This is a genomic window from Streptomyces sp. NBC_00239 (assembly GCF_036194065.1).
GTDB lineage: Bacteria > Actinomycetota > Actinomycetes > Streptomycetales > Streptomycetaceae > Streptomyces.
The window spans coordinates 8,396,278-8,408,516 of record NZ_CP108095.1 but is presented as its reverse complement, the minus strand read 5'-3'; the positions used below and the strand labels follow the sequence as shown (position 1 = coordinate 8,408,516).

The 12,239-nt window shown below is 69.9% G+C and carries 13 protein-coding genes and 2 pseudogenes; 6 read left to right on the top strand and 9 right to left on the bottom strand.

Annotated elements, in window-relative coordinates:
* Window positions 1-28 precede the first annotated feature (28 nt).
* The gene (locus OG764_RS37205) at window positions 29-811 is read right to left on the bottom strand and encodes a hypothetical protein (protein ID WP_328972750.1); all 783 of its coding nucleotides are present in this window, start codon (window positions 809-811) and stop codon (window positions 29-31) included.
* A gap of 646 nt (window positions 812-1,457) precedes the next feature.
* On the opposite strand from OG764_RS37205, the pseudogene OG764_RS37200 reads away from it, so the two are divergent.
* Window positions 1,458-2,042: pseudogene (locus OG764_RS37200) on the top strand (pectate lyase family protein); the annotation flags it as partial.
* A gap of 867 nt (window positions 2,043-2,909) precedes the next feature.
* On the opposite strand, the gene OG764_RS37195 reads toward OG764_RS37200, so the two are convergent.
* Window positions 2,910-3,521, bottom strand: coding sequence for a TetR/AcrR family transcriptional regulator (locus OG764_RS37195; protein ID WP_328972749.1), 612 nt, complete (start codon window positions 3,519-3,521; stop codon window positions 2,910-2,912).
* Between the two features lie 125 nt (window positions 3,522-3,646).
* On the opposite strand from OG764_RS37195, the gene OG764_RS37190 reads away from it, so the two are divergent.
* The 3 genes from OG764_RS37190 to OG764_RS37180 all read left to right on the top strand — a co-directional run bounded on the left by OG764_RS37190 (window position 3,647) and on the right by OG764_RS37180 (window position 5,898).
* Window positions 3,647-4,339, top strand: a complete 693-nt coding sequence (locus OG764_RS37190; protein ID WP_328972748.1) for an SDR family oxidoreductase — start codon at window positions 3,647-3,649, stop codon at window positions 4,337-4,339.
* 60 nt (window positions 4,340-4,399) lie between these two features.
* Window positions 4,400-4,723 (top strand): hypothetical protein, encoded by a 324-nt coding sequence (locus OG764_RS41865; protein ID WP_443056167.1) that lies wholly within the window; start codon window positions 4,400-4,402, stop codon window positions 4,721-4,723.
* Window positions 4,724-4,893: 170 nt separating this feature from the next.
* Window positions 4,894-5,898 (top strand): NADP-dependent oxidoreductase, encoded by a 1,005-nt coding sequence (locus OG764_RS37180; protein ID WP_328973293.1) that lies wholly within the window; start codon window positions 4,894-4,896, stop codon window positions 5,896-5,898.
* Between the two features lie 479 nt (window positions 5,899-6,377).
* Here the strand turns inward: OG764_RS37180 and OG764_RS37175 are convergent, their stop codons facing one another.
* Complete coding sequence (locus OG764_RS37175; RefSeq protein WP_328972747.1) at window positions 6,378-6,512, bottom strand: hypothetical protein; 135 nt, start codon at window positions 6,510-6,512, stop codon at window positions 6,378-6,380.
* Between the two features lie 136 nt (window positions 6,513-6,648).
* Between OG764_RS37175 and OG764_RS37170 the strand changes: the two genes are divergently transcribed.
* A complete protein-coding gene (locus OG764_RS37170; RefSeq protein ID WP_328972746.1) occupies window positions 6,649-7,650 on the top strand; it encodes a magnesium and cobalt transport protein CorA in 1,002 nt (333 codons plus the stop codon).
* 165 nt (window positions 7,651-7,815) lie between these two features.
* Here OG764_RS37170 and OG764_RS37165 read toward each other — a convergent pair whose 3' ends face one another.
* From OG764_RS37165 to OG764_RS37140, 6 genes are all read right to left on the bottom strand, one after another.
* Window positions 7,816-8,310 carry a GNAT family N-acetyltransferase gene (locus OG764_RS37165; RefSeq protein WP_328972745.1) on the bottom strand — a complete coding sequence of 165 codons (495 nt, stop codon included), beginning with the start codon at window positions 8,308-8,310 and terminating at the stop codon, window positions 7,816-7,818.
* 127 nt (window positions 8,311-8,437) lie between these two features.
* The gene (locus tag OG764_RS37160) at window positions 8,438-8,749 is read right to left on the bottom strand and encodes a hypothetical protein (protein ID WP_328972744.1); all 312 of its coding nucleotides are present in this window, start codon (window positions 8,747-8,749) and stop codon (window positions 8,438-8,440) included.
* A 68-nt stretch (window positions 8,750-8,817) separates the two neighbouring features.
* Window positions 8,818-9,084, bottom strand: coding sequence for a DUF4235 domain-containing protein (locus OG764_RS37155; RefSeq protein WP_328972743.1), 267 nt, complete (start codon window positions 9,082-9,084; stop codon window positions 8,818-8,820).
* Window positions 9,081-9,548 carry a DUF3618 domain-containing protein gene (locus tag OG764_RS37150; RefSeq protein ID WP_328972742.1) on the bottom strand — a complete coding sequence of 156 codons (468 nt, stop codon included), beginning with the start codon at window positions 9,546-9,548 and terminating at the stop codon, window positions 9,081-9,083. The genes OG764_RS37155 and OG764_RS37150 overlap by 4 nt, the downstream gene beginning before the upstream one ends.
* Window positions 9,545-9,967: a phage holin family protein gene (locus OG764_RS37145; protein ID WP_328972741.1), complete on the bottom strand. Its 423-nt coding sequence runs from the start codon at window positions 9,965-9,967 to the stop codon at window positions 9,545-9,547. The genes OG764_RS37150 and OG764_RS37145 overlap by 4 nt, the downstream gene beginning before the upstream one ends.
* A gap of 101 nt (window positions 9,968-10,068) precedes the next feature.
* A complete protein-coding gene (locus tag OG764_RS37140; RefSeq protein WP_328972740.1) occupies window positions 10,069-10,254 on the bottom strand; it encodes a YegP family protein in 186 nt (61 codons plus the stop codon).
* Between the two features lie 601 nt (window positions 10,255-10,855).
* On the opposite strand from OG764_RS37140, the pseudogene OG764_RS37135 reads away from it, so the two are divergent.
* Window positions 10,856-11,500, top strand: a pseudogene (locus OG764_RS37135) (zinc-binding dehydrogenase); the annotation flags it as partial.
* Window positions 11,501-12,239: the final 739 nt, after the last annotated feature.

Here is a 12,239-nt window from a genome sequence, read left to right as displayed (position 1 = left end):
CGATGGCGGTTCCCTGCTCCGGCGGCGGTCATGCGACGCCGGTGATGATCTTCCAGCCCGCGCTGAGTTGTCCGTCGGCGAGTCCTGTGAAGATGCCGTTGGTGCCGATGCGGCCAGTGGCGATCTGGCCGTTGCCGGAGCGGTAGTACAAGAGTTCGCGGCCGAGGGCGTTGATGTGGGTCCAGCCCGCGCTGAGTTGTCCGTCGGCGAGCTGGGTGAAGATGCCGTTGGTGTCGATGCGGCCAGTGGCGATCTTGCCGTTGTCGGAGCGGTAGTACTGGAGCTCACGGCCGAGGGTGTCGATGTGGGTCCAGCCCGCGCTGAGCTGTCCGTCGGCGAGCTGGGTGAAGATGCCGTTGGTGTCGATGCGGCCAGTGGCGATCTTGCCGTTGCCGGAGCGGTAGAACTGGAGCTCACGGCCGAGGGCGTCGATGTGGGTCCAGCCCGCGCTGAGCTGTCCGTCGGCGAGCTGGGTGAAGATGCCGTTGCTGTTCAGTCGGCCGGTGGCGATGACACCGTTGTCGGCCCGGAAGAACAAGAGCTCGCGGCCGAGGGCGACGATGTGGGTCCAGCTGTCGCTGAGCTTCCCGTCGGCGAGGCCGGTGAAGATGCCGTCGCTGCCCAGCCGGCCGGTGGCGATGACGCCGTTGTCACTGCGGTAGAAGAGCAGTTCTCGTCCTATCGCCACGATATGGGTCCAGTCCTCGCTGAGCTGTCCGTCCGCGAGCTGGGTGAAGATGCCGTCGCTCTCCAGTCGGCCGGTGGCGATGACGCCGTTGTCACTGCGGTAGAAGAGCAGTTCCCCGGACACGGTGACTCCTCGGGTTGTCGGGAAGTGTCGCTCTCCCGCGCCCCCGGAATTCCGCCGACTCGGCTGCCGTCACGGGAGAAGGAGACGCCCGCTGCTGCCCACGGGTGGACAAATCAGCATGGATGCCTCATCCACGACGCTACTCTCCGGCCCCTGCGACGGCATTCCGGGGCCCCTTCGGCAGGGGGAAGGTTCCGCTTTCAACGGGGGAAGGTTCAACTGAAAGAGCAGGATCTTTTGGGCGGTCGTCATGACCCGAGGACGTCCAGGCCGACGTCACAGAGCCCTCCGGATCGCTCAGCATCCTCGCGTTTCGCCCGAACCCACGGATGCATCGGCCTAACGCACACCAGTGGACCCGTGGGTTCGCGCTGAAGGACCTTCGGTTTCCCTGAACCCACGGGGATCTTGGCCCTGTTCTCCCGAAGCTACGACGAAGTGGTACTCGGTCGGGGAAAGCGGGGCGGGGTCCGGGGACTTCTCCGAGCTGGGGTGCCCGGTAAGAACCGTGTCACCAGCCGCAAACGGCGGTGCTCGGGCGGCCCGGCCCCGCGCGTGTGGGAATCGGCGGGAGTGCGGCAACCTTTTCGCCTGCGGCGGCAACTGGCTCGTGTACACCCCCCAGCCATCCCCGAGGACAGTGAAAATGGACACCGCTCAGCCCAAAGCACGGCACCGCAGGCGCAGACTCGGCCTGACTGTCGGCATCCCGTTGGCCACGGCCACCGCAGTGGGCGTGTCGTACGGCGGAGCCTTCGGAGTGTTCGGCGAGGACGCCCGGCCGAAGGCCGCGGCCGCGACAACGGGGCCGGCCTGGGCCCGTGAGGTCGCGGACGGCTTCGCCTCGGTCAACGCGCTGGGACAGGAGGGCACCTACGGCGGCCGGGACGGCGCGATCGTCACCGTGAAGACCCTGGCCGACCTGGAGAAGTACGCGACCGCCCCGAAGCCGTACGTCATCGTCGTGGCGGGCACGATCACCATGAACCCCAAGGGCAAGGAGATCAAGGTCGCCTCGGACAAGACCATCGTCGGCGCAGGCACCTCGGGACACATCGTCGGCGGAGGGTTCTTCCTGGGTCAGGGTGTCCACAATGTGATCATCAGGAACCTGACGATCCGTGATTCCTACGCCGGCACGTGGAACGACAAGGACCACGACTGGGACGCCATCCAGATGGACGGCGCCCACCACGTGTGGATCGACCACAACAACCTGCGGACCCGGGCTGCCGCGCCCGCCCGGGCACCGGGGTGGTGGATCACTTCAGCACGCCCGCGCCCGCACTGCGGGCGAGGGACGCGGGCAGGCCCGCCGCGGAGGACTCCAGTCCCCTTCCGAGGTGGGATTCCAGTAACTTCAGCAGGACGGCGAAGCCCAGCCGAGTCGCACCGCGCTTGCCGGACACAAGCACCTGCTCGTCCTTCAACAACGGCCAGTCTCGACCAGCTCATCCAGGTCCAACGGGGTACGGGCCACGGTCGTGGACCGTCCTCGCGCGGGCTCACACACCGCAGCCGTACGGCCTCGGGCTCACCCGCACGAGGGACACCAGACAAGATCACCACCGTTTGCGGCTGGTGACAGCGGTTCTTACCGGCACCCCGAGCTGGAGGGCGGCGAAGTCGGCGTGGTCCTGGTCGACGGCTTCGGGGCTCGCCTGGCGCTTGGCGTGTTCGGCGAGCGCTCGGTACATGCCGGCGACGGAGGGGCATTAGCGCCAAGCACTTGATCAAGGTCGGGTTGGCTACATCTCGAACGTGAGCAGTCCGGAGGCTTCGAGCGCTGCAAGGCGGGCTTCGGCCCGGGTGCGGGGGTGGTGGTCCTGGTCGTAGCGCAGGTGGCAACCCTGGCACATCGCGCGGAGATTGTCGGGCTCACAGTCTTCGCGCGTGTGGTCGAGGTGAGCGATCGTCAGGATGACACGGGAGTGAGCCTGAGCACGATAGGTGTCGCATTTGCACGACAACTGCCGTAGGGAGCACGGAACCACGCCAGACCGATCGGGCCGCGAGCACGGAAGCCTCGGACCCCGCGTCACCTCGCGGGTGCGGCCGGTGCACACACACCGCGCGGCGCCCGATGCCGGGCCCCCGGTCAGCCGGCTTCCGTCAGGGCCGCGTGCGCGGCGGCGAGGATCTCCTCGGAGAGCGGGGAGCCCTGGGTGGCCCGGGACAGGACCAGAGCACCGACCAGGGTGCACAGCCGGGCGAGGCCGCCCCCGACGGCCTCGCCGCCCTCGGCGCCCCCGACGGCCTCGCCGCCCGCGACGGCCTCGGCGGGGGCAAGGAACGCGGCGAAGTCGGCCACGCCCTCCGCGTAGGTACGGCGCGCCTCGCGGCCTTCGGGTCCGCGCGCGATATCGGTGGCGAGAGCCGCGACCGGGCAGCCGTCCGCCGCGTTGTCACGGTGCTCGACGGAGAGGTAGGCGTCGATCAGGGCCCGCTGAGCGGCACCCCGCTGCCCGTCGTGCCGCTCGAGCCCGGCCGCATTGCGCCGTGCGATCTCATCGAAGACGTGGGCGGTGACCTCATCGACGAGCGATTCCTTGGAGGCGAACTGCTTGTAGAAGGCGCCGTGGGTGAGGCCGGCCGCCTTCATGAGATCGGCGACGCTGACGTGGGTGCCCTGCTCCCGGAACAGCCGCGACGCGGTGTCCACCACCCGCCTGCGATTTTCCTCCGCCTGCGCCTGCGATACGCGGCCCATGGCCACCTCCTGCACGATCCAGTTTGGATGTCGATTGGCATCTATCTTAGTCACGTGTTTAGATTGTGGTCGCAATCTAATTGACGCGGGTGCTCCGACGGCGCCTGCGAAGGACAGGAGCGAGCATGGAACTCAAGAACGCGGTCGCGGTGGTCACCGGCGCCAACCGGGGCCTCGGGCGGCACCTGGCCGCCCAGCTCGTGGAGCATGGCGCCAAGGTCTACGCGGCGGCCCGCCGTCCCGAAACGGTCGACCTGCCGGGCGTCCGCCCACTGCGCCTCGACGTGACGGACCAGGAGTCGATAAGGGAGGCCGCCCGCATCGCGTCGGACGCGACGCTTCTGATCAACAACGCGGGCATCTCCACCGGCGCGACGCTGGTCCGCGGCGACCTGGACGAGGTACGTCGCGAGATGGAGACCAACTTCTTCGGCCCGCTCGTCGCCACACGAGCCTTCGCTCCCGTCATCGAGGGCAACGGCGGCGGCGCCGTCCTCAACGTCCTGTCCGCCCTGTCCTGGTTCCACCCGGCAGGCCTCGGCTCCTACGCGGCTTCCAAGGCCGCCGCCTGGGCACTGAGCGACGCGAGTCGCGAGGAACTGGCGCCCCGCGGGATCACCGTCTCGGCGCTGCACGTCGGCTACATGGACACCGACATGGCCGCCGGCGTGCCCGCCGAGCAGAAGGTCGCCGCCGCCGACGTCGCCGCCCAGGCCCTGTACGGCATCGAGACCGGCCTGCTCGAGATCCTCGCCGACGAGACCAGCAGGTACGTCAAGCAGAGCCTGTCCGCGGCGCCCCAGCCGAACGCAGGCTGACGCTCACCCCCTCCACCACGGCACGACGGCCTTCCAGGCCCCCTTGCGCAAGGACTTCTCATGCGGTACACGGCCTTCGGCCACAGGACCGGACTGCGCGTCTCCGAGTACGCGCTCGGCACCGGCTGGGGCGCCGGCGCCGAGCCCGACGAGGCACGCCGGATCTTCGACCGGTTCGCCGAGGCCGGCAGCACCTTCCTCGACAGCGGCGACAGCTACCTCGCAGCCCTCGACGTCCAGCTCACCGACGAGCAGTACGCGCGCCTCGACAAGGTCAGCGCCATGCCGCTCGGCGTACCGCACGAGGGCGTCGCGGGCTCGCTGGGCCGCCTCCAGGGCGGCGACGCGGGCAGCGTCATCGCCCCGGTCGTGCCGGTGGCCTGAGCCCGGAAACACGGCCGCCGCAGGGCTCTCCGCGCAGGCACTGGCCACTGCCGTGCCGACGCGGAGCCCGCGGACCAGAAGGCACCACAAACGGTCTCGTAACGAGACAAACCCCTCACGGACAGAACACCCTCCCGCTTGGACGGGAGACCACACGAACGGAGATGACGATGAAGGCCTTCATGGTCGAGAAGTACGGTGGCGCGTCCAACATGCGTGCCGCCGAGATACCCGACCCCCAGGTGGGCACCGACGACGTCCTGGTCAGGATCGACGCGGCGAGTGTCAACCCACTGGACATGAAGATCCGCGACGGTGACCTCAAGCAGATCCTGTCCTACCGTCTCCCGCTCGTCCTGGGCAACGACCTCGCCGGGACCGTCGTCCGCGTCGGATCGTCCGTCACCCGCTTCGCGGTGGGCGACGAGGTCTGGGCGCGGCCCGACAAGGACCGCATCGGCACCTTCGCCGAACTCCTCGCCGTCCACCAGGACGACCTGGCGGCCAAGCCCGCCACGCTCACCATGACCGAGGCCGCCTCCCTCCCCCTGGTCGCGCTGACCGCCTGGCAGGCCCTGGTCGAGCGGGCGAACGTCCAGCCGGGCCAGAAGGTCCTCATCCACGCGGGCGCCGGCGGCCTGGGATCCATCACCATCCAACTGGCCAAGGCACTGGGTGCGCACGTGGCCGCCACCGCGAGCACCGCCAAGATCGACCTCGTCAAGGACCTCGGCGCGGACGAGGTCATCGACTACCGCACCCAGGACTTCTCCGAACTCCTCACCGGCTACGACCTCGTCCTGGACTCCCTCGGCGGCGAGAACCTCGCCAAGTCCCTGCGCATCCTCAAGCCCGGCGGCCTGGCCATCTCCGTCGCTGGCCCGCCCGACACGGCCACCGCCCGCGAACTCGGCTCGAACCTGGTGCTCCGCCTGGGCATCGCCGCGCTCAGCGCCAAGATCCGGCGCCAGGCCAAGCGTCTCGGTGTCACGTACTCCTTCCTGTTCATGAAGGCCAGTGGCGACCAGCTGCGCGAACTCACCCCCCTCATCGACGCCGGGAAGATCCGCCCCGTCGTCGACCAGGTATTCCCCTTCGACGAGACCCTTCAGGCCATGGAGTACGTCGAGAAAGGCCGCGCGAAGGCCGGCAAGGTCGTCGTCTCCATGACGTGAACCCAGGGCAACGGCTCCCTGGCGGGCGTATGAGGCGTCCAAGCTGGCCAACGCGGTCTTCGCGGTAGAGCTCGGCCGGCGTCTGGCGCTCACGGGTGCGGGCACGTTGAGTATTGGCGCGCATCCGGGTATCGCCGCCGCTGATTTGGGCACATCAGGGCCGACTCGGCGGGCGGAGCCTGCCCGCCGCGCCGACCGCATGGGGCCTGCGCCGGGCGGGTCAGAGCCCGGCAGTGGGCTGCGGCCCGATTCTGCGGGCGGCGACCGATCCAGACGCGGTCGGTGGAAGCTGCTACGGCCCGCAGGGCATTGCCGAGTTGCGGGGAGAGCCGGGCCCGGTGTCCTTCGGCGACTGGCGCATGACGAGCGGCTCGGACAGCAGCTGTGGTCGGAGTCGGAGCGGCTCACCGGCGTGACCTACCCCTGCTGAGGGCAGCCATCGGCTGGCTCGCAGCGCCGACTCAAGCACACGTTTCCCTTCAGGCGCACCAGGTCACGGACTGCACGGCTCCGGTGAAGATGACGAGTGCTCCGGCGGCTTCGATCGCGTGAACGAGCCCCCCGATCACGTCCCGCACCGTGGACTCGGACAGCAGTTCTCCCGGCAGTGTCATGCGGCCCGTCTACCCGCCCTGCGGCCGTCGTACCGGTGCGCCGCAGGCTGCGCAGGTGGGAGCAGCCAGGCGAAGCCAGTGGGATGCGTGACAGCCGGTGCTGCATGAAATCGGCATATCGAAGCATGCGCAGGGGATGGAATGTGTGATGTACGAGGAGCGGTCGGGCCGGTCGGAGTCGGTGGAATGCGGCATGGAAGAGGAAGCCTGCCAGCCGGTACTGAAGCGGCTGCGAGGGCTGGGTGAGGGCGAGTTCGCCTGGGTGCGCCTGTTCGACCCGGCCGAGGCGGAGCTGACGCGGCTTGCGGAGGAGCTGGGACTACATCCTCTGGCGGTCGAGGATGCGGTCCAGGCGCAGCAGCGCCCCAAGCGTGAGCGTTTCGGCGATGTCCTGGCCGTCGCGCTCAAGACGCTCTGGTACGTCGACGCCGAGATGTCGGTGGAGACCGGGGAGCTGATGGTCTTCGTCGGCCCCCGCTACGTCCTCACCGTGCGGCACGGGCCGGCCGACCCTGCCACTGAAGCCGCCCGCCGGTTCGAAGCCGACCCCGACATGCTGCGCTTCGGCCCGCTGTCCGTGCTGCACGCCGTCCTCGACGTCGTCGTGGACGCCTACACCGACGCCGCGGACAAGGTGCGAGCCGCGCTCACCAAACTGGAGGACCGCGTCTTCTCCACCTCCCGCGTCGACCACACCGAGCAGATCTACTCCCTCAAGCGCGAGGTGCGGGAGTTCCGTGACGCCGTACAGCCCCTCGTCCCCGTCCTGCAGTCGATCCTGACCGGGCCGGGCCGGGACGGGCAGGGGCATCCGCCGAAGGTACTGCCGTACTTCCGTGACGTGGCGGACCATCTGAACCGCACCGACACCGAGGTCCGGTCGCTGGACGAGCTTTTGAACTCGGTCCTGGACGCCCAGCAGGCACGGGTGGGGACCTGGCAGAACGACGACATGCGCCGTATCTCGGCCTGGGCGGCGATCTTCGCCATTCCCACCATGGTCGCCGGTGTCTACGGGATGAACTTCGAGCACATGCCCGAACTCGGCTGGAGTTACGGCTATCCGCTCGCGCTCGGGCTCATGGCGCTGGCGTCCGGGCTCCTCTACCGCGCCTTCCGCCGCAACGGCTGGCTCTAGGTCAGAACCGGCTTCAAGGTGCAGCCAGTGTTGTTGCTGCCAGTGCCCGAGGCCAGCCAGATAGGCACTTTCGAACGTGGTTGAACGATGGAGTGCGGCCGGGAGCCGACGGCAGCTTCTGTCGGAGGTGACAGAGCTGGCCTACGGGCGGAAGTCGCGGCGCTGTCAGCCGCTGGCGAGCGCCGGGTCCGGCAGCCCCGGCGTGTGGGGACAGTGCGTGTCAGCCGTGATCGTGGGAATGCGCATCCGGCGCAGGAGATCGCGGGTGGTGCGCATGCTCAGCGTGCTGCGCCAGGCGAGGCCCGGGTGGCGGGAGCGCAGGTGCGAAAGCGCCCGGGTGCCCAGCCCGGTGCTCTGGAAACGCTCGTCGATAGCGATGGCGGTGATGACGCCCTGGGTGCAGTGGGTGCAGATCCGGTAGTGGACCTGGCCGACCACCTGGCGGATGTGGACGAGGAGCAGGCATTCCTCGCCGGGTCCGGCGTGGTCCGGGATGTGTGTGGAGAGGAAGTCGATTGCGCGGTAGGCGAGGATCCGGCGGCGCAGGCGGCCGGTGATCCGGCCGCGGCGTGCGTGCTTGGCGCCGGCGGGCGGTGGCGTCTGTGCTGTGGGGGTCGGGCCGAACAGAGTGCTCGTGGGACGCGCATGTTGTCCGTGCATGCGTTTCGTCTGCCCCGAGCAGCGAGCGATACCCGCCCCAGCGGTCCGCGCTGTGGGTTGACCGTCCGTCGGCTGCGGTGAGGGGCTGCGGCGCGACTCGGTGACGGGACTGCGTGGGGCGCGGTTTCTACCTGTGCCGACGCTCGCCGTCGCGGTGCGGGTACAGGGCGGTGAGCTTGTTCCAGTACTGCTCGAGGTGGGCGTCGGTTTCCTTCAGGGCCGGGTCCAGGAAGGAGGCATGCAACTCGGCCACACGGTCGGAGACCGACTCTCCGGCCGGCGGGTGCACTGCGCGCCGCCACGGTGCTCTTGCAGCGCTGGCACCGTGGGCGTCGCGGACCGCGCGGGTTGCCCACCAGCGGGCGAGGAGCACGGCGGTGGTGAGAGCGGCGGCTGCCAGGGTGTGCAGCCCGGGGTGCGCGGCCACGACTTCCTCCATCGTTTTCGGGCTACAGGGGTCTGGCGGCGTCGGTCCTCAAGGCGAGGCCGACGCCGCCCTTGGGCGGTTCAGCCGGGCCACGTGCCGGTCAGGCGCCGGGTGGTGGCGGCTCCTCCTCGGTCGACGGCGGCCTTGACGACCGCGAAGATCGCGCCCTGCAAGGCTGCGGCGATCAGGACTTCCTGCCAGGTGCGGTGCTCGTCGGTGGCGTCGGGGGCGTCGTCGTCGTGACCGATCATCTTCCACGCCTGCTTGAACGCCGCGCCGGCGATCATGCCGCTCGTGGCGCCGAGCGCCAGACCGACCGGCTTGTAGGCGATCTTGGATGCCTTCACCGGCACCTCCGGTTGCGGCGCAGGAGCAGGAAGACGATGAACGCGACGGCCGCGGCGATCAAGGGGGTGCGGTTGGCCTTCGCCATGGTCGCGGCTTGCTCGGCCTTCTCACGGACCGGGTCCGGGGTCTTCTCGGCGGCGAGCTGCCCGGCCCGGCTCGCGGTGTCGCGTACCTGCGCTGCGGCGTGGGTGGCCTTGTCCAGGACCGGGTCGGGGGTCTTGTCCTTGACCAGCTGGGCTGCGTGGGCTGCCTTGTCCCGGATCTGGTCGCCGACGAGGGTGGCCTTCTCGGCGGCCTGTTCCTTGATCTCGGCCGCCTTCTCCTTGGCCTGCGCCTTGACGTCGGCCTTGGCCGCCAGCGCCTCCACGGTCTGGCCGAGCTCGTCGCGGGTGTGCTCGAGCTGCTCGCGCAGCTCCTCGGGAGTGGGCGCGGCGTCCTTGTCGCCGTGGGAAGGGGTGCTCATCGGTGTACTGCCTCCTTGATTTCGGCCACGTCGGCCTTGACGCTGTCGATGGCCTGCTCGGGTGCGGGTGTGCCGGCTTTGGCGATCTGCTTCTTCCCCGCCGCGGCCATTACTGCCGCGACGGCCGCCAGCAGGGCGGCGATGATCAGAGCCGAGGCCCAGACCGGCAGGAGCAGGGCGAGGGCCGCGATCATGGCGCCGACCAGGGCCTGTGCGGCGAGGATGCCGACCAGGCCAGCCCCGCCGAACAGGCCGCCGCCCACACCGAAGCGTTTGCCCTTCTGGGACATCTCAGCCCGGGCCAGCTGCAACTCTTCGCGGACCAGCTCCGAAATCTGCTGCGACGCCCGCGATACGAGCTCGCCCACAGATTCCTCGGTACGGCTGCCATGGTTCGGGTGCCGTTCAACGGCGCTCATCTGTTCTTCACCTTCTCCGCATGCTTGGTGCGTTATGGCGCGACGGCTGCACGATGGCCGCCACCTGTGTCGCCGGTGGGGTGCCGCGCCGGTCAGCGGCCCTAATTCGTACCGGTGGTGTCCTGGATGGGGGCGTCGGCATTGCGCTTGACGGAGTCGATGCCGTTCAAGCAGGACCGGTGGCTCTCGTAGTGCTCACTTGTCGCGATCACCTGCCCCTTCGTTGCGATCAGAACGAAGTGATAGCCCTTACCGGTCTGCCGGGCCTCGAAGCGAGCCGCCGCCATGGCGAGCCCCTCCCTGGTTGATGTGCACGCTGCTGTCACGGCGCGCCTACCCCGCGCCCCCGGCCGTCACTCGCCAGCCAGCCGGATCACCCCAAGCGGCGCAGAAGGAGGCGGGACGGCGTGGACCCCCGCGTCGCCATCGGTCACTCCACAGCCGGGCCCCCGCCGAAGCGGGGCACGTCGTCGACGGACGCGTCCGGGCGCAGGCGTACGTACCGGATCGGGTGCCGGTAGACGCCGCCGCGGTCGACGGAGGGGTCGGCGCCGACCTCCGCGACGAGGTCGGGCTGGACGAGGGTGGTGTCGAGGACGTCGCGGGTGCCCCAGGCAGAGGAGAACTTCGCACCGGTCCATGGATGGCCGGGACCGGCCGGGGTGAGGTGCTCGGCGAGCGAGCGGGCCGCATCGGGGCGCAGGAGGACGGTGCGGCCGACGGGGCGGAGGCATCCGGTCGCATCGTGGCGGCCGAGGACGAGGACGAGGAGTTGGGGGCGGGTGAGGGTGCCGGTACTGGCCCCGATGATCGCCGGCCTATTGCGGTGAACCCGCGCCTACGGGCCCCTGCCGGCAGCGGCAATCCCGCGCGGCAGAAGGCTCACCCGCCGTATCTCTGCCCGATCACCTCAGCGACGAGCTGGGGGCGAGCCTGGGCATCCCCGGCATCACCGCCCACCGCACCGTCTTCGCCGACGGCCCGGTCGACGGCCGACTGGTCCTGGTCCACGGAGTCCTCGGCGGCGTCGGCTCTCTGGCCGCCCAGCTCGCCCACTGGGCCGGCGCCACCGTAATCGCCACCGTCCGCCGCACCGCGGACCTCCACCACGTCGACCCGGCCGTCGTCTCCCACGCCGTCGCCCTGGACACTGGCGACCCCGCCGCGGCCATCCGCTCGTACGCGCCACGGGGCGTCGACCGGATCATCGAAGTCGCGCTGTCCGACAACGCCGATCTCGACAACGCCGTCGCCGCCAACAACGCCGTCATCGCCGCCTACGCCACCCGCACGGACCGCACCGAGATCCCCTTCTGGCCGCTGCTGTTCAACAACGTCACCCTGCGGCTGCTCGGCAGCGACGACTTCCCAGGCGAGGCCAAGGGCCAGGCCGCCCGCGACCTCACCTCCGCCGTCGGCGCCCTCACCGTCGCCGTCGGCGACCGTCACCCGCTGGACGACATCGCCAAGGCCCATGACCACGTCGACGCCGGCGGTGGCCACGGCCGCATCCTGGTCGCCATCCCCCAATAGCGCAGACTCGGAACACTGCCCTGCCCCACTGCCTAAATCTGCGGGGCGGCCCGTCGCGCTGCCGAGTCTTGGGACCCCGCCACGCTCCGGCCGGGGTGGGCAAGCCGCCCTAACGGGTGGCTTGCCCAGGCTCTCCTTGGGCTTGCCCAGCGTGCGTTGCGGTCAGCTGCGGCGGCGGAAGAGGCGGCGGCTGGGTCTGTCCGGCTCCTGGTCGGTGTCCGGGGGCGGCGGCACGGCAACGGTTTGGAGGCGGGCGGCTTCCTCGCGAACGAGGTCGTCGGTGTGGCAGGTGCCGCACACGGTCAGGCCCCCGGCCGTCCAGCCGCCGCCGCGCGCGGTGGTCTCCTCCCAGCGCTGGTCGGTGAACGCCGGACAGCTCCACTCGCGCGGTGAAGCCGATGTCGCCGGGCCGGGTGAGGGAGAGGAAGGCGTCGGGGCGGTTGAGGGGTACGAGGTGGCCGACGGGATCGACGTGGGTCCCGTGGAGGAAGGCGAGGGCGTGCCACATGTCCCCCGGGACGCTCGGTACGAGCCCGGCGTTGTTCTGCTGGTGTCGTCTCATGACTCCGTCGTACGACCGCCGAGGAGGCGTAGGGCGGCTCCGGGCCTCCGCATCCCGGACGGTGACGCCACGACTTCGGGAGCCGTCCCGCCACGTGATCCGGACGCTGGGCAAGCCCTCCGAGTCGAGGGTTTGCCCAGCAGACAGGTGACCGGTCGGCAGGCCGGCTGTGACCGA